This is a genomic window from Micromonospora sp. AMSO12t (assembly GCF_008806585.1).
GTDB classification, from domain to species: Bacteria; Actinomycetota; Actinomycetes; order Mycobacteriales; family Micromonosporaceae; genus Micromonospora; species Micromonospora reichwaldensis.
In genome coordinates this window covers 23806-47002 of the sequence record NZ_WAAS01000022.1, presented here as the reverse complement: position 1 = coordinate 47002, position 23197 = coordinate 23806, and the positions used below count along the sequence as shown (strand labels likewise).

Genomic DNA, 23197 nt, shown 5'->3' with positions numbered 1-23197 from the left:
TCAGGCCGGTTCGGTGGCGCGGCGCGGCGGGGCGGTCGCCGGGAGCGCGGCGCGCCCGGCCTGCCGGCGGCTCAGCCGCCCGGTCCGGTGCAGCCAGCGCACGGTGTCGGTCAGGGTCTCGTCCAGCGACCGGCTCGCCGACCCGAGCAGCTCCTCGGTGGGCGTGCCGTCCATCGGGCGGGCCGTGGCGCACAGGTAGATGGCGCCGTGCTCGGCGGGCAGGTGCACGGGCGAGAGCCGCTGCGCCGCGCTGACCAGGTGGCCCATCGGCAGCAGGGCCGGGGCCGGCAGCCGGAGGGTGGGCAGGGCCCGCCCGGTGACCCGGCGCAGCGCGTCGACGAACTCCCGCGTCGTGACGTACCGGCCGGGGGCCGGGAAGCGGCGGGGGCCGCGCCCCGGTTCGAGCACCGCCGCGTGCAGCCGGGCCACGTCCCGCACGTCCCCGACGGGGAAGCCGCCGGTCGGCCACAGCGGCATCAACCCGCGCAGCACGTTGCGTACCCGGGTCGTCTGGTCGCCCAGGTGCGGGTCGTCGGGCCCGAGCGAGGCCAGCGGATAGGTGATGACCACCGGTGCCCCGTCGTCCTGGTGCCGGCGCGCCACGTGCTCGGCGGCGGCCTTGCTGCTCAGGTACGCCTCCCGGGGCGCGCCCACCGGGGAGTCGACGGTCAGCGGCGACCCCGTGGCCGGCAGCAGCGCGCCGAAGGTGGAGACGTGCACGATCGGGTCGAGGCCCGCCGCCCGCGCCGCCCCGAGCACCACCTCGGTGCCGCGGAGGTTGACCGCCCGCATCCGCGCCCGGTCCCGCGAGTCGAAGCTGTACACGCCGGCGGCGTGCAGCGCGGCGGCACAGCCGTCGGCGGCCCGGGTCACGTCGGCGGGGTCGGTGACGTCGCCGGTGACCAGCTCCACGCGCCCGGCGTCGGCGCCCAGCGCCGCCAGCACCCGCCGGGCGCGGGCCGGGTCGCGCACGAGCAGCCGGACCCGGTGCCCGGCGTCGAGGAGGGCCGCCGTCGAGTGGGAGCCGATGAATCCGGTGCCACCGGTTACCAGGACCAGCATCGCGACTCCCGCGGGTGGGGGACTGGGTCGTCGCCCATCATGGGCGGGCGCCGCCGGGCCCTCCTTCTCCCAGGGTGCTCAACCGGCGTCGATGGCGTTGCCTGCGCCCCCGGACTCCCAATACTGGCATTGCCGCAGTCGTGGGAGCCGTCGTCGTGACCGTCTGGCGGGGCGGCGCAGAGCAGGAGGCAGATCATGATCGCTCGTCGGGTGGCCTCGTCGGTGGTCCAGCGCCAGGTCAACTACGTCACGCCGGTGCCGCAGGGGTCCGCGCGGGGCCTGGTGGACGCCGTCTACCGGCAGGTCGCGCAGGAGATGCAGCTGGTGGTGCCGCCGGCGCAGCTGCACTCCCCGTCGCCGGAGGTGCTGGCGGCGTACTGGATGGTGATGCGGGAGCCGCTGCTGCCGACGGAGAACGTGGACCGGGCGACCAAGGAGGCGGTGGCCGCCGCGGTGTCCGTGGCGAACATCTGCCCGTACTGCGTGGACATGCACAGCGTCGGGCTCTACGAGCTCTCCACGGAGCACGACGCGGAGGCGATCGTGGCCGACCGGCTCACCGAGATCGCCGACCGGCGCATCCGGGTGGCGGCGGAGTGGGGCCGTACGGCACACCAGCCGCAGACCTCGCGGCCGGTCCTGCCGTTTCCGGAGCGGGACCGCCCGGAGCTGGTCGGCGTGGTGGTGGGCTTCCACTACATCGCCCGCGTGGTCAACGTGTTCCTCTCCAACTTCCTGCTCCCGCCGGGGCTGACGCCGCGGGCGCGCCGGCGCCTGAAGCGGGGCATCGGCTGGGTGTTGCAGGGGACGCTGCGCGACGCCCGCGAGCCGGGCCGCTCGGTGGAGCTGCTGCCGCCGGCGCCGCTGCCGGCGGAGGCCGCCTGGGCGGCGGGCAGCCCGCACGTGGCCGGGGCGATGGCCCGCGCCTACGCGGCGTTCGAGGCGGCCGGCGAGCGGGCCGTTCCGCCGGCGGTCCGGGAGCTGGTCGCGGAACGCCTCGACGACTGGCGGGGTGAGGAGACCGGCCTCAGTCGACAGTGGTGCGAGCGGCTGATCGCGCCGCTGCCCGAGGCGCAGCGGGCCGCCGGCCGCCTGGCCCTGCTGACCGTGTTCGCCTCCTACCAGGTCGACGAGGAGGTGGTCACGGAGTTCCGCCGCCACCAGCCGGGCGACGCGGCCCTGGTCGACGCGGTGGCCTGGGCCAGCTTCGCGGCGGCCCGCCGGGTCGGCACCTGGTACGCCCCCGCCGGCTCGCCCGAGCCGGTCTGACGGATCCCCGACCCGAACTGCGCAACATTGGAGACGTGACGGCGTGTCGGAGCCGACACGCTGGGTGAGGGGCGTGGTGTCTCTCGCGCCCGTGACCCTTCCAAGGAGGAAACGTGACCAGCTACCAGGCGACCCTGCCCGGAGCTTCCGGGCGTTGGGCGACACTCAACGGCGCACACCATCGGGCGGCCCTGAACGCCTTTCTCGTGATCGTGCTCGCGCACTGGGCCGAGCACCTGGTGCAGGCGTACCAGATCTGGGGCCTGGGCTGGTCGCGGCCCGAGGCCCGCGGGGTGCTCGGCATGCCGTTCCCGTGGCTGGTCAGCTCGGAGTGGCTGCACTACGGCTACGCCATCGTGATGCTCGTCGGGCTGTGGATGCTGCGCCCCGGCTTCGTCGGGCGCAGCCGGAGCTGGTGGACCGCCGCCCTGGCGATCCAGTTCTGGCACCACATCGAGCACCTGCTGCTGCTGTTGCAGGCGCAGACCGGCCGGCACCTGTTCGACAGCCCCGTGCCCACCAGCCTGCTCCAGGTCGTGATCCCCCGGGTCGAGCTGCACCTGTTCTACAACACGGTCGTCTTCGTGCCGATGGTGATCGCGATGTACCTGCACCTGCGGCCCTCCCCGGCGGAGGCGGAGCTGATGTCGTGCAGCTGCCGGCAGCCCGAGGTCGCGGCCCAGCCGTCATGACCACCGTGGACGGCGCCCGTCCGCCGGCACCGCCCACGTCCGTCGGGGCGGTGCAGCGGGCGGCCATCGCCGTCGCGGTCGGCATCGTGCTGTCGATCGTGGCGCTGCTGGCCTTCGGCACTCCGGCCGAGAGCCGGAGGTTCATGCTGAACCCGGGCGACGGGTCGGTCGTCGGGGTCGCGCCCGCCGAGGTGACGCTCACGCTCGGCGGCGCCGAGTCGGCCGAGAACGTGCACCTGGCCGTCACCGGACCGACCGGGGCGGTCGTCTCGATCGGGAAGGCGGCCGTCCGCGACGGCCGCCTGGCCGTGCGGGTACGCGACGCCGGGCCGGGCGCGTACCGCGTGGCCTACCGGGCCCTGTTGCCCGACGGCCGACAGGTCGCCGGGCTGGCCGGCTTCACGGTGACCCCCGGCGCCGTTCCGGCCGGGCCCGTCGCCGCGCCGATCGGGGACGAGGCCGCGAACGCCAGCCACGACCACGCCCGGATCGACGGCATCAACGGCGTGCTCCTCCTGCTCGACCTGGGCCTCGTCGCGGTGGCCCTGCTGCTGATGTTCCTCCGTCCGCAGCGGGGAAGGGGGCCCGTCACCGGCCCGTGACCCGCCCACCGCGCGGCCCCGCCCGTCGCGGCGGATGAGCGCACAGCAGAAGACGCGGCCCCGGCCGGCGCGGCGTGACGATGAAGTCACCCGCCGGCCGGGGCCGGCGTCGTCGTAACGACAGGGGGATCTGCCATGCCGACGGTACTGGGCTCCATGCGTCGACTGCTGATGGCGCCGACGCTCGCGGAGGTGACCTTCGCGCGTCGGGGCTTCCCCGGCCCCGCCACGGAGGTCACCCGCCGGCTGGAGGCGGTTCCGCAGTCGGTCGTCTGCGGATTCGAGTGGGGCATCGACACCCGCGACCCGTGGGAGCTGGAACGCCGGCTCGCGCTCGTCGACCGGGAACTGCTCGGCTTCGCCTACGAGGGCGCCACGATGGCCTGCACCATCCTCGACGTGATGGGGCCAAGGCGCGGCACCCGTACCCGGGACCTGCTGCGGGGCCCCGGCGCGCCGCACCTCTTCCTCGCCTACATCGGCATCGGCTTCGCGATGGCACGCCTGCCGCGGCCCCTCTGGCGGCACGTCGTGCCGGACCTCACCGGCTCCCCGTACCACCCGACGATGACCTGGCTGGCCGTGGACGGCTACGGGTTCGACCGCGCCTACTTCCACCTCGACCGCTGGGTGACCCGGCAGGAGCGGCTGGCGGCGTACCCGTGGCAGGGCCACGGGGACTACTTCCTCCGGGCCACGGACCAGGGCCTCGGCCGGGCACTGTGGTTCATCCACGGCGCCCGCACCGCCGACGTGGCCGGGGCCGTGCGGGCCTTCGCCGCCGACCGGCACGGCGACCTGTGGAGCGGGGTGGGGCTCGCCGCCACCTTCGCCGGCGGCGCCGACGCCGAGGCGCTCGCCGCGCTGCGCACCGACGCCGGCCCGTGCGCGCCGGACCTGGCCCAGGGCGCGGTCTTCGCCGCCAAGGCCCGCAGCCACGCCGGGCACGTGCCGGCGCACAGCGAGGCGGCGATGCACGCGCTCGGCGGCCGGTCCGTGGCCGCCGCCGCGGCGCTCGCCGACGACGTGGCGGTCCGCGCGGAGCCGGCCGGGCCGGTGCCCGCGTACGAGGTGTGGCGGCGCAACGTCCGCGCGCACTTCGAGCCGGCCGGCATCAACCACGGTCGCTGAGAACCGCCCGCGTCGTCCCCCGGACGGTCGCCGTGCCGTCGCGTGTCGACGGTGCACGTGAATGTTCCGCCTAGTTGCGACGAGTGCGCAAGGTTGAAGAAATCAATCCTTCCCGCGCTTGCCATCATCGAAATGGATGTCCATCCCCGGTAAACGGAAACACCGACCCTTTGGGGGAACGTGCCATGCAGAGCCTGCGTGATCTGCGGCGCAGAATCCTGACGCCAAATATCTCCGAGACGAAAATGGACGTGCGCGGATTCCACGTGAAGAACGAGGAATCGAAGGCGCTGCTCGAAACCGTCGGCGCCTCATTCCTCGCCGGTTACGGATACGCCGCCGAGGCGCCGACGACCGAGGCGGCCGAACGCCGCCTGGAAACGGTGCCGACGCGTTTTCGTGGTTTCGCGTACGAGGGCGCCGCGATGGGCTTCGCCGTCCGGGACGCGCTGCGGCCGGGCCGCCCCCGGCACGTGGCGGGTCTGCTCGCCGGCCGGGGCGACGCGCACGTCTACATGGCGTACGTCGGCGTGGGCTGGGCGATGGCCCGGTTGCCCCGGATCCGCTGGGGCCAGCTGTACGCCCCGGACCCGCTCCTGCGGTGGCTGGTGCTCGACGGCTACGGCTTCCACCAGGCGTACTTCCACACCGACCGGTACGTGTACGGGCAGTACCGCCACCCGCGGTTCCCGTGGCCGGCCGAGGGCCCGCGCGAGTACGCCGACCGGGTCATCGACCAGGGCATCGGGCGGGCCACCTGGTTCGTCGGCGGCACCGACGTGGACCGGGTGACGGAGATCTTCGCCGCGTTCCCCGCGCACCGGCGGGCCGACCTGTACGCCGGGGCGGGCCTCGCCGCCACCTACGCCGGGGGAGCCACCGAGGCGGACCTGCACCGGTTCCGCGACCGGGCCGGCGACTACCGGGTGGACCTCGCCCAGGGCAGCGCCTTCGCGGCCGGGGCCCGGGTACGCGCCGGTCTGGTCGTCCCGCACAACGAGGTCGCCACGCAGGTGTTCTGCGGCATGTCCACCGCCGAGGCGTCGAAGGTGACCGACGTGACCCTGCCCAGCGGGCAGGACGGCGGCACGCCCGCCTACGAGCGGTGGCGCCAGGCCATCGCCGCCGAGTTCGAGGGGCGGTGCTGACCGTGGCGCCCCACCCAGCGGCCCGTCCCGCGCCCCGGCGGTCCACCACCGCACGCAACGAAGGAGAGACCTCGTGACAAGGATCGCTGTCGTGGGGATGGCGTGCCGCTACCCGGACGCCACGTCGCCCCGTGAACTGTGGGAGAACGCCCTCGCCGGGCGGCGGGCCTTCCGCCGGCTGCCCGACGTGCGGATGAGTCTGGACGACTACTGGGATCCGGACCCGGCCACGCCCGACCGCTTCTACGCCCGCAACGCGGCGGTCATCGAGGGCTACGAGTTCGACCGCATCGCCTACAAGATCGCCGGCAGCACCTACCGCTCCACCGACCTCACCCACTGGCTCGCCCTCGACATGGCGGCCATGGCGCTGGCCGACGCCGGGTTCCCGATGGGGGAGGGACTGCCCCGCGAGCGCACCGGCGTGGTCGTCGGCAACACGCTGACCGGCGAGTTCTCCCGGGCCAACCAGCTGCGGCTGCGCTGGCCCTACGTGCGCCGCATGGTCGCCGCCGCGCTCAAGGAGCAGGACTGGGACGACGACCAGCTCACCACGTTCCTCGACGACTTCGAGGCGACCTTCAAGGGCCCGTTCCCGGAGGTCGACGAGGACACCCTCGCGGGCGGCCTGTCCAACACCATCGCCGGGCGCATCTGCAACCACTTCGACTTCAAGGGCGGCGGCTACACCGTCGACGGCGCCTGCTCCTCGTCGCTGCTCTCCGTCGCCACCGCGTGCAAGACCCTCTCCGACGGCGAGGTCGACGTGGCGGTCGCCGGCGGGGTCGACCTCTCCATCGACCCCTTCGAGATCATCGGCTTCGCCAAGACCGGCGCGCTGGCGCGCGGCGAGATGCGGGTCTACGACCGCGGCTCGAACGGCTTCTGGCCCGGCGAGGGCTGCGGCATGGTGGTCCTGATGCGCGAGGCCGAGGCCCGCCAGGCGGGGCACCGCATCTACGCCACCATCGCGGGCTGGGGCATCTCCTCCGACGGCAAGGGCGGCATCACCCGGCCCGAGGTCGCCGGCTACCAGCTCGCCCTGCGCCGGGCGTACGACCGGGCCGGCTTCGGCATCGAGACCGTCGGGCTCTTCGAGGGCCACGGCACCGGCACGCAGGTGGGCGACGCCACCGAGCTCCAGGCCCTGTCCCTGGCCCGGCGCACCGCCGACGAGAACGCCGCCCAGGCCGCGATCAGCTCGATCAAGGGCATGATCGGGCACACCAAGGCGGCGGCCGGCGTCGCCGGCCTGATCAAGGCCGCGATGGCCGTCCACCACGAGGTCCTGCCGCCCACCATCGGCTGCGTCGACCCGCACGAGATCCTCACCGCCGAGCAGTCCGCGCTGCGGGCCCTGCGCAAGGCCGAGGCGTGGCCGCGCGGCCTGCCGGTGCGCGCCGGCATCACGGCGATGGGCTTCGGCGGCATCAACACCCACATCGTGCTGGAGAACGGGCAGCCGCGTCGCTCGTCCCGGCTGGACAGCCGCTTCCGCAACCTCGCCGCCTCGATGCAGGACGTGGAGCTGCTGCTCGTCGACGGGGGCAGCCCGCAGGAGCTGCGCGAGCGGTTGCAGCGTCTCGTCGAGTTCGTGCCCACGGTGTCGTACGCCCAACTGGGCGACCTCGCCGCCACCCTGCACCGGGAACTGCGCGACCTGCCGTACCGGGCGGGCGTGGTGGTCTCCTCGCCGGAGGACGGCGAGCGGCAGCTGCGCCGGATCTGCGACGCCCTCGACGCCGGCGAGGTACGCCTGTTCTCCTCCGACGGCCGCTGCTTCCTGGGCCACGTGAGCGGCCCGGGCCGCATCGGCTTCCTCTTCCCCGGGCAGGGGTCCGGCAAGGGCACCTCGGGTGGCGCGCTGCGCCGCCGCTTCGCCGACGTGGAGGAGGTGTACCAGCGGGCGGCGCTGCCGAGCAGCGGCGACATGGTCGCCACCGCGGTGGCCCAGCCGCGGATCGTCACCGGTTCGCTCGCCGGCCTGCGGGCGCTGTCGCTGCTCAACCTCGACGCGACGGTCGCCGTCGGGCACAGCCTCGGCGAGATCGCCGCCCTGCACTGGGCCGGCGTGCTCGACGAGGAGGCCCTGCTCCGGGTCGCCGGCGTGCGCGGCCGGACGATGGGGGAGCACAGCGCCTCCGGCACGATGGCCAACATCGGCGCCCCGCCCGAGCGGGTGGCCGGGCTGATCGCCGGCCTGTCCGTGGTGATCGCCGCGTACAACGGGCCGGAGCAGACCGTGATCGCCGGCTCGGAGGCCGCGGTGGAGGACGCCTGCGAGCGGGCCCGCTCCGCCGGCCTGCGGACCACGCGGCTGTCGGTGTCCCACGCGTTCCACTCCCCGCTGGTCGAGCCGGCCGCGGACGCCTTCCTCGGCGCGCTGGCGGGGGAGCGGTTCGGATCCGTCACCCGGCGGGTCGTCTCCACCGTCACCGGCGAACCGCTCGCCCACGACACCGACGTCTCCGCCCTCCTGCACCGCCAGATCACCGACCCGGTGCTGTTCAGCCAGGCCGTGGCCCTCGCCGCCAAGGAGGTCGACCTCTTCGTCGAGGTCGGCCCGGGGCAGGTGCTCTCCGGCCTCGCGGCGGCCAGCACCGACCTGCCGGCGGTGGCGCTCAACACCGACGACGAGTCGCTGGCGGGCCTGCTGCGGGTCGCGGCGGCCGCGTACGTCGTCGGCGCCGGCGGCGTGGAGGGCACCCTCTTCCACGACCGGCTGGTCCGGCCGCTCGAGGTGGGCCAGAACTTCCGCTTCTTCGCCAGCCCCTGCGAGTCCGCCCCGGTGGTGAGCCTGCCCAAGGGCGCCGGCGTCCGGGCGGCGGTCCCGTCGACGGCGAACGGGCAGCGGCCGGAGTCGGAGCAGCCGGCCGGCGAGTCGAGCCTGCAACTGCTGCGCCGGCTGGCCGCCGAGCGGGCGGAGCTGCCGCTGGAGATGGTGCACGACGGCAGCCAGCTCCTCGACGACCTCCACCTCAGCTCGATCACCGTCGGCCAGCTGGTCAACCAGGCGGCGCAGCAGCTCGGCGTGCCGGCCGCGCAGACTCCCACCAACTTCGCGACGGCCACCGTCGGGCAGCTCGCCGAGGCACTGGAGCAGCTCGCCCGGACCGGTCGGGACACCGACGCGGCCGGCCCGGCCATCGTGCACGGCGTCGCAGACTGGTGCCGGGCCTGGTCGGTGGACCTCGACGAGGCGCCGGCCCCGGTCGCCGCCCGGGCCGGGGCCGACGGAGCCTGGCAGCTGTTCGCCCCCGCCGGTCACCCGCTCGCCGAGCCGCTGCGCGCGGCCCTGCAGACCGCCGGCCTCGGCGCGGGCGTGCTGGTGTGCCTGCCGGAGCGGTGCGCCGAGGCCGATCTCGAACTGGCCCTGCGCGGCGCGCAGGCGGCGACGGCCGCCGCCCCCGGCACCCGCTTCGTCCTCGTCCAGCAGGGACCGGGCGCGGCCGGGCTGGCCAAGACGCTACGGCTGGAGGCGCCGCAGCTGCGCACCACCATCGTGCACACCCCGCCGGTGCCGGAGGCCGTGGCCCGGGTGACGGCGGAGGTCGGCGCCACGGACGGGTTCGCCGAGGTCCGCTACGACGCCGCCGGGCGGCGCCGGGTGCCGACCCTGCGCGGGCTGCCGGTGCGGCCCGCCGAGACGCGGCAGCCGCTGGGCGCCGAGGACCTGCTGCTGGTCACCGGCGGCGGCAAGGGCATCACCGCGGAGTGCGCCCTGGCCATGGCCGTCGACAGCGGCGCCGGCCTGGCCGTGCTGGGCCGCTCCGATCCCGCCCAGGACGACGAGCTGGCCGCGAACCTCAAGCGGATGGCGGACGCCGGCGTACGGGTGCGCTACGCCCGGGCCGACGTCTCCGACCCGGAGCAGGTGCGGCAGGCCGTCGACGGGCTCGTCGCCGAGCTGGGACCGGTCACGGCGGTGCTGCACGGCGCGGGCCGCAACGAGCCGGCGGCGTTGACCGGCCTCACCATGGACGCGTTCCGCCGCACGTTCGCGCCGAAGGTCGACGGCCTGCGCGCCGTGCTCGACGCGGTCGACCCCGACCGGCTGCGCCTGCTGGTGACGTTCGGCAGCATCATCGGCCGGGCGGGCCTGCGCGGCGAGGCGCACTACGCCACGGCCAACGACTGGCTGGCCGAGCTGACCGTCGACTTCGGCCGGCGTCACCCGAACTGCCGCAGCCTCTGCCTGGAGTGGTCGGTCTGGTCCGGCGTCGGCATGGGTGAGCGGCTGTCCGTGGTCGAGGCGCTGACCCGCGACGGCATCACCCCGGTCACCCCCGACCAGGGCGTGCAGATGCTCCGGCGCCTGCTCGCCGACCCGCAGGCACCGTCGGTGGTGGTGGTCAGCGGGCGTACGGAGGGCATCGACACGGTCCGGATGGACCGTCCGGAGCTGCCGCTGCTGCGGTTCGTGGACCGCCCGCTCGTGCGCTACCACGGCGTCGAGCTGGTCGCCGAGGCCGAGCTCAAGCCGGTCACCGACCTCTACCTGGACCACCACCGGCTGGACGGCAACCTGCTGTTCCCGGCGGTGTTCGGCATGGAGGCGATGGCCCAGGTCGCCGCGGCGGTGACCGGACGCGACGACACACCGGTGGTCGAGCGGGCCGAGTTCCTGCGGCCCATCGTGGTGCCGCCGGAGGGCAGCACCACCATCCGGATCGCCACCCTCGTGGTCGACGACGACGTCGTGGACGCGGTCATCTACAGCGCGGAGACGGAGTTCAGCGCGGCGCACTTCCGGGCGCGGCTGCACTTCACCGGCACGCGACCGCCGGCGGGCCCGCCCGAGCAGGTGCCCGCCGGGCTGCCGGCGGTGCCGCTGGAGCCCGCCACCGACCTGTACGGCGACATCCTGTTCCAGGGTGGACGGTTCCAGCGGCTGCGCCGCTACCACCGGTCGGCCGCCCGGCACGTCGACGCCGACGTCGTCACGGCTCCGCAGACGCGCTGGTTCGCCGACTACCTGCCGGACGCCCTGCTCCTCGGCGACCCCGGCGTGCGGGACGCCCTCATGCACGGCAACCAGGTCTGCGTTCCCGACGCGACGCTGCTGCCGGCCGGGATCGAGCGGCTGCACCCGGCGGGGACCCGCCTGACCGGGGCAGAGGAGCTCCGCTACTGCGCCGAGGAGCGCAGCCGCGACGGCGACACCTACGTCTACGACATCGCGCTGCGCTCCGCCGACGGTGCGGTCGTGGAGCGGTGGGAGGGCCTGCGGCTGCGGGCGGTACGCAAGAAGGACGGCCGCGGCCCGTGGGTGGCGCCGCTGCTCGGCTCCTACCTGGAGCGGGCGGTCGGCGACCTGGTCGGCGGCGACGTCGCCGTCGCGGTGGAGCCGATCCCGACGGAGCAGGGCGGGCGCGGCGAGCCGTCCGGGCAGGGCACGCCTGACGAGACCCGTCGGCGGCGGGCCCGGACCGCGGTGGCCGCCGGCCGGGCCGCGGGCGGGCCGGTCGAGGTCGCGTACCGGCCGGACGGCCGCCCCGAGCTGGCCGACGGGCGGTCCCTCTCCGCCGCGCACGCCGAGGACCTGACGCTGTGCGTGGTGGGGACCGGGCCGCTGGCCTGCGACGTCGAGGCGGTACGCGCCCGGGAGGAGTCGGTCTGGCAGGGCCTGCTCGGCGCACACGTCGACCTCGCCCGGCTTTGCGCCGCCGACGGCGGGGAGTCCCTGGACGCGGCGGCCACGCGGGTGTGGGCGGCGATCGAGTGCCTGCGCAAGGCGGGGCTCTCGCACCGGGCGCCGCTGGCCGCGGTGCCCTCGGACCGGGCCGGCTGGCTGGTCTTCGCCTCCGGCGACCTGCGGATCGCCACGCTCGTCACAACCGTGCGGGACCTGCCCCAGCCGATGGCGTTCGCGATCCTCACGGAAGGACGGGCGTAGGCGATGGACAAGTACTTCGAGTACCTGCACACGGTGGGCTTCGAGGAGACCAACCTCGTCGGCAACGTGTACTACGTCAACTACCTGCGCTGGCAGGGGCGCTGCCGGGAGATGTTCCTGAAGGAACGGGCGCCGGACGTGCTGGCGGACGTACGCGACGACCTGAAGCTGTTCACCCTCCGGGTCGACTGCGAGTTCTTCGCCGAGATCACCGCGTTCGACGAGCTGTCCATCCGGATGCGCCTGGTGGAGCTGGCGCAGACCCAGCTGGAGTTCAGCTTCGACTACGTCAAGCTCGACCGGGACGGCGGCGAGACGCTGGTGGCCCGGGGCCGGCAGCGCATCGCCTGCATGCGCGGCCCGAACACCCGCACCGCGCCGGCGAGGGTGCCGGAGGCACTGGTGACGGCGCTCGCGCCGTACACCTCGGCGCGGCGCACCTGACGGCGCGAGGAGGAGACGTCGTGGACGTACAGCGAACACTCACCGTCGGGACGCCCGACGTGACGGCACTGCGGCGGGCGTACGGCGCATTCGCGACCGGCGTCACGGTGGTGACCGTCGGCGGTGCCACCCCGCACGGGATGACCGCCAACTCGTTCACCTCGGTGTCGCTCGACCCGCCGTTGGTGCTGGTGTGCGTCGACCGGAACGCGGTGATGCACGCCTGTCTCTCCGAGACCCGGGAGTTCGGGGTCTCGGTGCTGACCGACGACCAGGAGAAGGTGGCCCGGTACTTCGCTGACGGGCGGCGACCGCTCGGCGGCGAGCAGTTCGACCAGGTGGACTGGCGGCCGGGCGCGACGACGGGAGCGCCGCTGATCAGCGGCGCCCTCGCCCACTTCGAGTGCGAGGTGTGGCGTTCCTACGACGGCGGTGACCACACCATCTTCCTCGGCCGGCTGCTCTCCCTGGAGCGCCGGTCGGACGGGGAGGCCCTGCTCTTCCTCTCCGGACGGTTCCGTCAGGTCGAGCGGGAGCGGAGTGAGGCGGCATGACGACGATCGAGGGAGCCGCCCGGCGCACGCCGCCGGGCCCGCCCCGCTCCGCCGGCCTGCAGATGCTGGTCCTGATGGGCCGGGACCGGCTGCGGATGATGACCCTGGCCGCGGAGCGGTACGGCGACGCCGCCCGGCTGCCGGTCGGCCCCAAGCAGCTCTACTTCTTCAACCACCCCGACCACGCCAAGCACGTCCTGTCGGACAACAGCGCCAACTACCAGAAGGGCATCGGCCTGGTGCACGCCCGCCGGGCGCTCGGTGACGGCCTGCTCACCAGCGAGGGTGAGCTGTGGCGCAAGCAGCGCAAGGTGATCCAGCCGGCGTTCCAGAAGGGACGGCTCGCCCAGTACGCGGGGGTGATCGGCGAGGAGGCCGCGCTGCTGGTCGAGCGGCTGGCGGCGCGGGCCGGCGGCCCTCCGGTGGACGTGCTGGAGGAGATGACCACACTGACCCTCGGGGTGCTCGGGCGGACCCTGCTCGACGCCGAGCTGAGCGGCTTCCACGGCGTCGGCGGGTCGTTCGCCGCCGTGCAGGACCAGGCGATGTTCGAGCTGGAGACGCTCAGCGCGGTGCCGCCGTGGATCCCGCTGCCCCGGCAGTTGCGCTTCCGGCGCGCCCGTCGCCACCTCCAGCAGGTCGTCGACGAGCTCGTCGCCGGCCGGGGCCGGAACGTGGACGGCCGCGACGACGTGCTCTCCCGCCTGATCATCTCGACCCGGCTCGAGAAGGACCCGCGGGTGGCCCGGCAGCGGCTGCGCGACGAGCTGGTCACGCTGCTGCTGGCCGGGCACGAGACGACGGCCAGCACGCTGGGCTGGAGCCTGCACCTGCTCGACCGGCATCCGGAGATCCGGCAGCGGGTCCGCGAGGAGGCCGTGACGGTGCTGGGCGACCGGCTGCCCGGGTACGAGGACCTGCACCGGCTGCGCTTCACGGCGATGGTGGTGGAGGAGGCCATCCGGCTCTATCCGCCGGTCTGGCTCCTGCCCCGCAAGGCCCAGCAGGCCGACGAGATCGGCGGGTACCACGTGCCGGCGGGGGCGGACATCCTCATCTCCCCGTACACCCTGCATCGGCATCCCCGGTTCTGGGACGAGCCGGACCGGTTCGACCCGGACCGCTTCGACCCGTCGCGCAGCACGGAGCGCCCCCGGTACGCGTACATCCCGTTCGGCGCCGGCCCACGGTTCTGCGTGGGCAACAACCTGGGCATGATGGAGGCCACCCTCGTCCTGGCCATGCTGCTGCGGGACGTGCGCCTGGCCGGGGTGCCGGGCCGTCCGGTGGTGCCCGAGCCGATGCTGTCGCTGCGGGTGCGCGGCGGGCTGCCGATGACGGTGCACAAGGTCGACTGATTGCCGCGCAGCGGTCCCGCGGGCGCCACGGCGTCCGCGGGACCGCCGTGTGTCCGCCCGGGCGTCCGCACCGCCCCGGACGGACGCCGGCTCCGCGCTGGCGTGACGCGGGGACGTGGACGCGGGGCGTGACGGGAGCGCCGGCGTGACGCGGGGGAGCGCGTGAACGGGGCGTGACGCGGCGGCGTGCACGGGTGCGGCCCGGCGGCGTGCACGAGGCGGTCCGTCGGCGGACATGGCGGTACCCCGGCCGTCGACGCCGTTGCTGGCGCCGACGGCCGGGGTACCTCGTGGCCGACCGCGGGTGACGCGGCGGTGGGGAGCGCCGCCCGAGGGGTACGCGGTGCTCCCCCGGTGGGCGGGTCAGGCCGCGTACACCTCGGCCCGGTTCTCCCCCTGGGCCTGGCGTTCGCTCGCCGCCTTCCGGCTGTCGAGCAGGGCCAGGAGCACCGGTGGGTCTATCTTGGACACCTCCTTGAGGTGGGCGTCCGCGGTCAGGGTCTGCCGGCCGCGGACGACCAGCGGACCCACCGCGGACACCATCATGGTGTCCTGCTGGAGCCGGAGCACGTCGCCCGAGACGGAGTGGCACAGCAGGTACCAGGTGCCGTCGGGCACGTTCACGAAGCGGTAGACGCCCGGCGACTCCATGATGGCGCAGCGTGCTGGCGGGCCCTCGGGGATGCGGTGCTGGAACAGCCCCATGAAGATGAGCCCGGGCACCGGCCCGCGGGCGGGGGCGGTGACCCGCCCGGTGATGGTGCCGTGCGTCTGGCCCGACGGGCGTTGGGTGGGGATGCGCGGGGCGAAGCCGCCCATCCGCCGGTACGTGGTGGGTGGCAGGCCGACGCTCTTGGTGAACCTGGTGCTGAACGTGCCGACGCTGTTGTAGCCCACCCGGAGGCTGATGTCCGTGACGTTGAGCCTGGTCGTGGTGAGCAGCCGCTTGGCCTCCTGCAGGCGGATCGCGGACAGGAACCGACCGGGCGAGATGCCGGTGACCCGCTGGAAGATCCGCGTGAAGTGGAACTTGCTGAACATGGCTGCGCGTGCCATGTCGTCCACCGTCAACTGCTCCGATAAATTGCTGCGCATCGTGTCGATCGCTCGTTCCACTGCCTGCTCTGCGCTGTCGTGCATTTGTCTCCCCCGGATTGCGGACAATCCCAATGTGTGGATGTGGCGAATTGGGCCGAGTCATTTGGGAGCATCGACCGCCACTATTCCCCGCTAACCGCAGTCGATGCTAGCCGAGGCCGGACGGCCGGTCAACACGTTCTGCGTTCGGAGAGTAGCGCGGAGTGACGAGGGGGGGCTTATCAATTCTTGCCCAGAATTGGCAAGTGCCACTGTACGTTCCGGATGAAGATCGCTAAGATTGCGCTTCGTATTGTGGAACTCACCAGTATCCGCGCCGCCTTCTATCAATCCTTAGCGTAATTTTTCGGACATCGGCGGCGCGTTCCGATGCGTGGCGATCAAGTGGCCCGCGCCCCCGTCGCCGGCGTGTCCGATCCGTCGTGGATGAGCATCGATCAATGGCTAGCGATCGATCTCTATGGCAAGATTGCCCAAACGTTCGCCAGGGCGGAGGACGCGTGCGTATCTCGGAGCTCAGTCGACAGAGTGGCGTGTCGGTCCCGACGATCAAGTTCTATCTGCGTGAGGGATTGCTTCCGGCGGGCCTGCCCACCGGTCGCAACCAGGCGGACTACAGCGAGCGGCACCTGCGCCGGATCCGACTGATCCGGACCCTGAGCGGGATCGCCGGGCTCGACCTCTCGTCGGTCCGGGAGATCCTGGCGGCCATCGACGACGACGAGGTCAGCCTGCGCGACGCGTACCAGGTGCTGGACCGCGCCCTCTACCTCGACGGGTCGGAGACCCTGGGCAGGGCCGCCGTGGACTGCGCACGCACGGAGGTGGCCGAGTTCGCCGACTCGCTCGGCTGGTCCCGCGAGACCAGTGCCTCCGGCGGCGAGGTGTTGGCACAGGTGCTGGCCGGGCTGCGCAGCCTCGGCTGTGAGGCCGACGCCCCCTTCTTCCTCGCCTACGCCCGCGCCGCCGAGCAGCTCGTCGTCGCGGAACTCGACCTGCTCGCCGGCGACGGCGGGACCGAGAAGGGTCCCGCGATCGTGCGCAGCGTCCTGTTCGGGGTCGCCCTGTCCGCCCTGCGCCGCATGGCGCACGAGCACCACGCCGCCCTGCGATTCCCACTGAATGCGGTTGAGTGCGGTCCTCGAACGGGTGAGATGCCGGATCCAACCGGCCGGTAACGTGTGCGCGCCCCTCGGCCACTGAGCAACTTTTGAGAAGAACTCAAGCCGTGCTCCCGCGACCATAAGTGGGCCGGCGGCGACTTTCGCGGCCGGTTCACCAGGCATCGTGAAGGGACCGCACGCCATGCCTCGATCGGCTGAGAATGGGCAGCGCCGGCTACGTACGCCGTAGCGCTCCGCGTGAGTGAATGCCCCGTTCCTGCGGCAATGAACTGCCGATGGATGACAGCGATAAAATTGTCGCCGGGACAATTCACTCCATTTCTCGGTCGGCGACACTGCCCGTCGCCAGACCCGGCCGCACGGCGAGATCAGCCGCTGCACGGCACGGGTGGTGGCCCAATCTGGAGGGGAACCCCTTGCCATCCCAACCCGTCGGCGCCATCCGCCGAATCATTCCCGCTGTCTTCGTGTTGGTCCTCGTGGCCGCGTTCTTCGCCGTCGCCCGGCTGCCCAGCGCGTCGGCCGAGGAGCGTCAGACGCTGGCGTCGCGGTTCGGCTTCACCGAGCTGCCGATCGCGCTGCCGCCCGGCCTTCCCGAGCGCTCCGTGCGGCCCGTCAATCCCGAGTACGAGCACATCCGCGCCTGGGTGTCGTCGGTCGGCGCCGCCGTCGCGGCCAACGACCTCGACGGCGACATGATCGCCAACGACCTCTGCCTGGTCGACACCCGCAGCGACAGCGTCATCGTCACGCCGTCGCCCGACGGGCCCGCCCGGTACGCACCCTTCGTGCTGGACCCCGCGCCCCTGCCCACCCACAAGTCGATGGCGCCGATGGGCTGCGTGCCCGGCGACTTCAACGGCGACGGCCGCACCGACCTGCTCGCCTACTACTGGGGTCGTACGCCGGTGCTGTTCCTGCACCGCGCCTCCGCCGCCGGACCGCTGGCCCTGGGGACCTACCACCCCACCGAACTGATCGGCCAGCCGTCCTCCTCCGGCGGCGAGTACCAGGGCAAGTTCTGGAACACCAACGCGGTCGCGGTCGCGGACTTCGACGGCGACGGCCGGCCGGACATCGGCGTCTTCAACTACTTCCCCGACAGCCAGGTGCTCGACCCGGCCGGCCAGCCGAACGTCGAGATGAACCACTCGCTGTCCCGGGCGCAGAACGCCGGCGGGGCGCACGTGCTGCGCTGGACCGCCGCCACCAGCGGCGACAACCCGACCGCGACGTACGTCGAGCAGTCCGCCATCCCGCCGCAGTACGCGACCGGCTGGACCCTCGGCGCCGGTTCCGCCGACATCGACGGCGACCTGCTGCCCGAGCTGTACCTGGCCAACGACTTCGGACGGGACCGCTTCTTCCACAACGTCTCCACGCCGGGGCAGATCCGCTTCGCGATGGCGGAGGGCCGCCGCGGCGCGCTCACCCCGAAGTCCATGGTGGTCGGCCACGACTCGTTCAAGGGCATGTCCATCGAGTTCGGCGACCTCGGCGGCACCGGCAAGTTCGACATGTTCGTCAGCAACATCACCACCTCCTGGGGCTTGGAGGAGAGCAACTTCGTCTGGCGCAACAACTCGTCGAGCCTGGCCGACGCCCGCAAGCGGTTGAGCGAGGGCAAGGCCGTCTTCGACAACAAGGCCGCCGAACTCAACATGGCCTGGGTCGGCTGGGGCTGGGACGCCAAGATCGCGGACTTCGACAACAGCGGCGAGATGTCGGTGGTCCAGACCGCCGGGTTCGTCAAGGGCAAGATCAATCGTTGGTCCTGGCTGCAGGAACTGGCCATGAGCAACGACCTCATGCTCCGTAACCCGGCCATGTGGCCCAAGGCCGAGCCGGGCGACGACATCGCCGGCTCCGAGCCGTTCGCGTTCTGGGTGCGGGAGAAGAACGGGCGTTACGCGAACATCAGCGCCGAGCTCGGCATGACCGACAGCACCCCCAGCCGTGGGGTGGCCGTCGCCGACACCAACGGCGACGGGGGTCAGGACTTCGCGGTGGCCCGCCAGTGGGGCGCCCCGTCCTACTACCGCAACGACAAGCCCGGCAGCGGCAACTTCCTCGGCCTGCGCCTGTGCCGCCCCGGTGAGGACGGCCGCGGCACGCCCGCGTACGGGGCCCAGGTCCGGGTGAAGACCGCGGACGGTCGTACCCGCGTCGCCCAGCTCGACGGCGGCAGCGGCCACTCGGGCAAGCGCAGCTTCGACGTCTTCTTCGGTCTCGGTGACGCCGGCGCCAAGCCGGTCTCGGCGGAGATCGCCTGGCGCGACCTGAACGGTGGCGTGCACAAGCAGACCCTCGACCTCGCCGCGGGCTGGCACACGATCATGCTCACGGACAAAGCCCAGGAGATGAACGCCAAATGACCGACGTCCGAGACAGCGCCCGCACCGACACCGACGTGAGGGGGGTGGGGGGCACCGCGGTCGCCGACGCCCCGGTCGGCCCGGCGCCGACCGTCACCTTCGACCGCAACGCGGCGGTGGCGGCCACGCCCGGAGCTCCCCCGAGGGTCGACCGGCGGGACCCCCGCTACCTGGCCCTGCGCAACTTCGCCCTCTCCATGAGCATCTTCAACATCCTCGGCTACACGGTGCTCGGCTTCGAGCAGCCCTGGACCTGGCCGCTGCTCGCCCTGGCGGTCGGTTACGCCACCGAGATCGTGGTCGAGCTGGTCACCGCCCGCGCCAACAAGCGCCCCGCCGCCTTCACCGGCAACGGCGCCTGGGGCATGTACACGTTCCTGCTGCCCACCCACATCACCGCGCTCGCCGCGAACATGCTGCTCTACGCCAACGACAACTTCTGGCCGATCGCCTTCGCGGTGGTCGTCGCCATCGGCCAGAAGGCGATCTTCCTGGCGCCGATCAAGGGCCGCATGCGGCACTTCATGAACCCGTCGAACTTCGGCATCACGGTGACCCTGGTGGCCTTCTCCTGGGTCAACATCGCCCCGCCGTACCACTTCACCGAGGACGTCCCGGACATGATCCGGATCCTCGTGCCGCTGGTCATCCTGACGGCCGGCACGGTGCTCAACGGGGTGCTGACCAAGAAGATCCCGCTGGTCGTGGGCTGGGTGGGCGGCTTCGTCATCCAGGCGCTCGTGCGGCACTTCATCTGGGACGTCGCCCTCTGGGCGGCCCTGCTGCCGATCACCGGTGTCGCGTTCGTGCTCTTCACCAACTACATGATCACCGACCCGGGCACGACGCCCAGCTCGGGTCGGGCCCAGTTCATGTTCGGCGCGAGCGTCGCCGGCGTGTACGGCGTGCTGATCACCTTCAACGTCGTCTACACGCTCTTCTTCGCCGTGACGATCGTCTGTCTCGCCCGGGGCCTGCTCTGGTGGGGCATCTGGCTGCGTGACCGCTCCCGGCGTGCGAACACGCCGGAGGCGCGGCCCGCCGTCACCTGACGCACGGGCGGTCCGTCGCCGGCGCGGCCCCGGGTGGGCGCGCCGGCGACGGACCTCGTTCCGACCGACCCGCACGGCAGAGAGGAGAGCGAGGCGATGAGCGTGCACCACAGCCCGCAGGCCCCACCGCGAGGTGTGCCGCCGCAATCCGTACCCCGGCCGGTGGCCCGCCCCAGACGGACGGCGGTGATCAGCGCCGCGGCGGGCGTGCTGCTCGCCGTGCTCTGGTCGTTCGAGCTGGTGGACTCGGTGATCGGCGACACCGTCGCCGACACCCTGTTGGGCCACGACGCGAAGGGCACCGCCATCACCGGCACCGCGGCGGGGCTGCTGTTCGCCTTCGTGTCCGGCTTCGCCGGGACCTTCACCGCCTGCAACATCGCGATGGCGGCCTCGGTCGGCCCGATGAGCCAGGCCGGCGCGGCCGGGCGCCGCCACAGCGTACGGTCGCTGCTGCGGCCCGTCGCCTGGTTGACGGTCGGCATGCTGGCGGTGTCGGCGACCTACGGCGCGCTCGGGGTGCTCCTCGGCGAACGGCTGCCGCAGCTGTCCACGGACACCGTGGGCGGGATGCCCGTACGCCTGATCCAGTCGTCGGTGGTCTTCGGCCTGATCGGCCTCGCGCTGACCTACCTCGGGCTGGCGGCCCTCGGCCTGCTGCCCGACGTCTTCGCGCGCCGGCCGGTGGCGCGGGTGGTCGTCATGGGCGCCCTGGTCGGGGGGTTCCTGGTCGGCCGGCCGTACCCGCTGTTCAACAAGCTGTTCCACTGGGCGGTCGACACCGGCAACCCGGGGTACGGCGCGCTCGCCTTCGCCCTCCAGTCGCTGGGCAACGTGCTGATCGTCGCGGCGCTCTTCGCGGTCCTGATCCTGGCCAGCCGGGGTCGGTTCCTCGCCTGGATGGCGTCGCCGCGCCGGGCCGCGACCGTGACCGGCGCGCTGCTGGTCGCGCTGGGCGTCTTCACCGTCGTGTACTGGGACCTGCGCGTGCCCGCGATCTTCGGTGTGGGCTGGTTCCCGACGATGCCGTACAACTGACCGGCGCGACGACCGACGGCGCCCCCGGTCCGGGCTGGACCGGGGGCGCCGTCGGCCCGGTCAACGGGCGTTGCCGGGCACCGGCCCCGGGGCGCGCGCGGGGCTGCCGGTGCCGGCCGTGCGCCGGGCACGCCCGGCGGTGGCCGCCATCCAGCCGGTCGTGATCAGCAGCAGGGCCGCGATGTAGGTGGTCATCACGGCCAGGCCGTGGCCGGGGATCCGGGAGCCGGCGGCGTCCATCCCGATCAGCAGGTCGGAGACCAGGAACAGCCCACCGCCCAGGGCCACCCGCCGGGAGACGCCGGCCGCGGCGGCGGCCATCAGGCTGAGCGCGAGGCTGTAGCCGAGCACCGGCAGCCGCAGCGGGCCGAGGGAGTTCCACAGCACCAGGTTCGCCGCCACCCAGCAGGCGAGGTAGGCGGCGACCGCGACGACCGGCGGGCGCCGGTGGCGCAGGAAGGCGGTCAGGAAGGCCACCTGGGTGCCGAGGAAGCAGCCCATGCCGACGAGGAACGCCGTGTCGCCGGAGACCAGCAGCGCGATGTCGCCGCCGGTAGCGAAGACCAGCCCGACGGCCACGGGGTCGACGCGTCGGCGTACCCGCAGCAGGTGGACCAGCAGCACCGGCGCGAGCAGGGGCTTGGCCAGCCACTGCAGGAGGGTCGAGTCGGTCGCCACGCCGATCAGCTCGACGGCGGCCACCACACCGAACAGCCAGAGGATGCTCATCGGGCCACCGCCGGCTGCGCCTGCGGGGTGGGCTGCCAGCCCGGCCGGCCGAACACGTGGCCGAGGCGGTGCCGCCAGGACGAGGCGGCCCGGGCGTCGGCCCAGATCGCCCGGTACTCGTGCGTCGCCACCCGCAGCGGGTTGTACGTGCCGACGTTCTTGGTCAGGCCGTAGCGGACGGTTGCCCGCTCTGGCTCGAACGTGCCGAACAGCCGGTCCCAGACGATCAGGATGCCGCCGTAGTTGCGGTCGAGGTACTCGGCGTTGGCGCCGTGGTGGACCCGGTGGTGCGAGGGCGTGTTGAAGAACCACTCGACGGGCCGGGGCAGCCGGCCGACCCGCTCGGTGTGCAGGAAGAACTGGTACAGCAGGCTGACCGACTGCTGGAGGAAGATCATCCAGGGCGGGATGCCGAGCAGCGCCAGGCCCAGCCAGAACGGTACGGACGTCATCGGGGTCCAGCTCTGCCGCAGGGCCGTGGAGAGGTTGAAGAAGACGCTGGAGTGGTGCACCACGTGCCCGGCCCAGAGCAGCCGCACCTCGTGGTGGGAGCGGTGGAACCAGTAGTAGGCGAGGTCGTCGGCGAAGAACAGCAGCACCCACGTCCAGACGCTGGTGGGGGAGAGCTGGATCGGCGTGACGGTGTACGCGGCGGCGTAGAGGCCGATCGTCGCCAGCTTCCACGGCACGCCGATGACCTGGCTGCCGGCGCCCATGGTCAGGCTGGTGACGGTGTCGCGCAGCTCGTACCCGCGTTCGCCGTCGTCGGGGGCGAACCGGTAGGAGAGCGCCTCGACGACGATGAGGAGCAGGAACGCCGGTACGGCGTAGAGCACGGCGGGGATCATGCCCGGGCTTCCCTTCTCGGTGCTGCGGCGGGGGTGGTGAGGGGGGCGGTGAGCAGGGCCCGTGCCTCGCGGGCGGCGTCGGCGGACCGGCCGGTGACGACGGCGTCGGCGAGCCGGCGGTGGCCCGCGACGTCGAGCAGTTCCGCGGCGCGCCGCTGCGGCGGGACCTCGCCGACGGCGAGCGCGCCGGCCACGAGGCTGTTGAAGGCCAGCAGGTAGGCGGTGTTGCCGGAGCCGGCGACGATGTGTCGCCAGAGCACGATGGTGGCCTCGCCCATCCCGGTGAGGTCCGGCGCCAGGCCCGCGTACTCCTCGACGGCCCGCAGGATCGCGGCCCGCACCGCCGGGTCGCCGCGCTCGGCGCAGAGCCGGGCCGCGTCGACGCCGATGCAGGCCCGCATCTCCAGCATGTCGCGGACCAGGGTGTCCACCGGGAGGGTGTCGTGGAAGCGGGTGAGCGACAGGGCGAGATCGAGCCCGGCGTGCACCCGCCAGTCCAGCACCCGGGTGGCGTCGCCCTGGCTGACCCGCACCAGGCCGAGCTGCTGAAGGCGGCGCAGGGCCTCCCGCACGGCGTGCCGGTTGACCCCGAAGGTGGCGGCCAACTCCCGCTCGCCGGGCAGCGCCTCGTCGGGGCGGTAGACGCCGCTGACGATCGCGTCGCGGATCTGGCCGAAGACGTGGTCGGAGACCGACGAGCGGGGGACGGGAGCGAACGCCATGCCGTGGAGTGTGGGGCAGACCACATCAACCCGTCAACTGGTTGGACCAGTCGAT

Annotated in this window: 18 protein-coding genes; 13 read left to right on the top strand and 5 right to left on the bottom strand. The window is 73.1% G+C overall.

Annotated features, from left to right (window positions below; translation table 11 throughout):
• The gene (locus F6X68_RS05705; RefSeq protein ID WP_151453276.1) at positions 1-1062 is read right to left on the bottom strand and encodes an SDR family NAD(P)-dependent oxidoreductase; all 1062 of its coding nucleotides are present in this window, start codon (positions 1060-1062) and stop codon (positions 1-3) included.
• Positions 1063-1257: 195 nt separating this feature from the next.
• Between F6X68_RS05705 and F6X68_RS05700 the strand changes: the two genes are divergently transcribed.
• From F6X68_RS05700 to F6X68_RS05660, 9 genes are all read left to right on the top strand, one after another.
• Entirely contained in the window at positions 1258-2331 is a 1074-nt protein-coding gene (locus F6X68_RS05700; protein WP_151453275.1) for a carboxymuconolactone decarboxylase family protein, read from the top strand.
• Between the two features lie 113 nt (positions 2332-2444).
• Positions 2445-3023, top strand: coding sequence for a hypothetical protein (locus F6X68_RS05695; protein ID WP_225852009.1), 579 nt, complete (start codon positions 2445-2447; stop codon positions 3021-3023).
• Complete coding sequence (locus F6X68_RS05690) at positions 3020-3625, top strand: copper resistance protein CopC (protein WP_151453274.1); 606 nt, start codon at positions 3020-3022, stop codon at positions 3623-3625. Before F6X68_RS05695 ends, F6X68_RS05690 begins: the two co-directional genes overlap by 4 nt.
• A gap of 135 nt (positions 3626-3760) precedes the next feature.
• Complete coding sequence (locus F6X68_RS05685; protein ID WP_151453273.1) at positions 3761-4756, top strand: DUF1702 family protein; 996 nt, start codon at positions 3761-3763, stop codon at positions 4754-4756.
• A gap of 185 nt (positions 4757-4941) precedes the next feature.
• Positions 4942-5904: a DUF1702 family protein gene (locus F6X68_RS05680; protein WP_151453272.1), complete on the top strand. Its 963-nt coding sequence runs from the start codon at positions 4942-4944 to the stop codon at positions 5902-5904.
• 73 nt (positions 5905-5977) lie between these two features.
• Positions 5978-11800 (top strand): type I polyketide synthase, encoded by a 5823-nt coding sequence (locus F6X68_RS05675; RefSeq protein ID WP_151453271.1) that lies wholly within the window; start codon positions 5978-5980, stop codon positions 11798-11800.
• 3 nt (positions 11801-11803) lie between these two features.
• The gene (locus F6X68_RS05670; RefSeq protein ID WP_132238187.1) at positions 11804-12244 is read left to right on the top strand and encodes a thioesterase family protein; all 441 of its coding nucleotides are present in this window, start codon (positions 11804-11806) and stop codon (positions 12242-12244) included.
• 20 nt (positions 12245-12264) lie between these two features.
• Entirely contained in the window at positions 12265-12798 is a 534-nt protein-coding gene (locus F6X68_RS05665; RefSeq protein ID WP_151453270.1) for a flavin reductase family protein, read from the top strand.
• Positions 12795-14156 carry a cytochrome P450 gene (locus F6X68_RS05660; protein WP_151453269.1) on the top strand — a complete coding sequence of 454 codons (1362 nt, stop codon included), beginning with the start codon at positions 12795-12797 and terminating at the stop codon, positions 14154-14156. The genes F6X68_RS05665 and F6X68_RS05660 overlap by 4 nt, the downstream gene beginning before the upstream one ends.
• 363 nt (positions 14157-14519) lie before the next feature.
• Here the strand turns inward: F6X68_RS05660 and F6X68_RS05655 are convergent, their stop codons facing one another.
• Positions 14520-15296 (bottom strand): helix-turn-helix domain-containing protein, encoded by a 777-nt coding sequence (locus F6X68_RS05655; protein WP_151453268.1) that lies wholly within the window; start codon positions 15294-15296, stop codon positions 14520-14522.
• A gap of 458 nt (positions 15297-15754) precedes the next feature.
• Here F6X68_RS05655 and F6X68_RS05650 point away from each other — a divergent pair, with 458 nt between their 5' ends.
• The 4 genes from F6X68_RS05650 (at position 15755) to F6X68_RS05635 (ending at position 20843) form a co-directional block, all read left to right on the top strand.
• Positions 15755-16432: a MerR family transcriptional regulator gene (locus F6X68_RS05650; RefSeq protein ID WP_151453267.1), complete on the top strand. Its 678-nt coding sequence runs from the start codon at positions 15755-15757 to the stop codon at positions 16430-16432.
• A 413-nt stretch (positions 16433-16845) separates the two neighbouring features.
• Positions 16846-18753, top strand: a complete 1908-nt coding sequence (locus tag F6X68_RS05645) for a CRTAC1 family protein (RefSeq protein ID WP_151453266.1) — start codon at positions 16846-16848, stop codon at positions 18751-18753.
• Positions 18750-19805, top strand: coding sequence for an enediyne biosynthesis protein (locus tag F6X68_RS05640; protein ID WP_151453265.1), 1056 nt, complete (start codon positions 18750-18752; stop codon positions 19803-19805). Before F6X68_RS05645 ends, F6X68_RS05640 begins: the two co-directional genes overlap by 4 nt.
• A gap of 96 nt (positions 19806-19901) precedes the next feature.
• Positions 19902-20843, top strand: a complete 942-nt coding sequence (locus F6X68_RS05635; protein WP_370518911.1) for a hypothetical protein — start codon at positions 19902-19904, stop codon at positions 20841-20843.
• A gap of 60 nt (positions 20844-20903) precedes the next feature.
• Here the strand turns inward: F6X68_RS05635 and F6X68_RS05630 are convergent, their stop codons facing one another.
• The 3 genes from F6X68_RS05630 to F6X68_RS05620 are packed head-to-tail and all read right to left on the bottom strand — an operon-like array spanning position 20904 to position 23142.
• Entirely contained in the window at positions 20904-21572 is a 669-nt protein-coding gene (locus F6X68_RS05630) for a lysoplasmalogenase (protein WP_151453264.1), read from the bottom strand.
• Positions 21569-22420, bottom strand: coding sequence for a sterol desaturase family protein (locus F6X68_RS05625; RefSeq protein WP_151453263.1), 852 nt, complete (start codon positions 22418-22420; stop codon positions 21569-21571). Before F6X68_RS05625 ends, F6X68_RS05630 begins: the two co-directional genes overlap by 4 nt.
• Positions 22417-23142 (bottom strand): FadR/GntR family transcriptional regulator, encoded by a 726-nt coding sequence (locus F6X68_RS05620; RefSeq protein WP_151453262.1) that lies wholly within the window; start codon positions 23140-23142, stop codon positions 22417-22419. Before F6X68_RS05620 ends, F6X68_RS05625 begins: the two co-directional genes overlap by 4 nt.
• Positions 23143-23197: the final 55 nt, after the last annotated feature.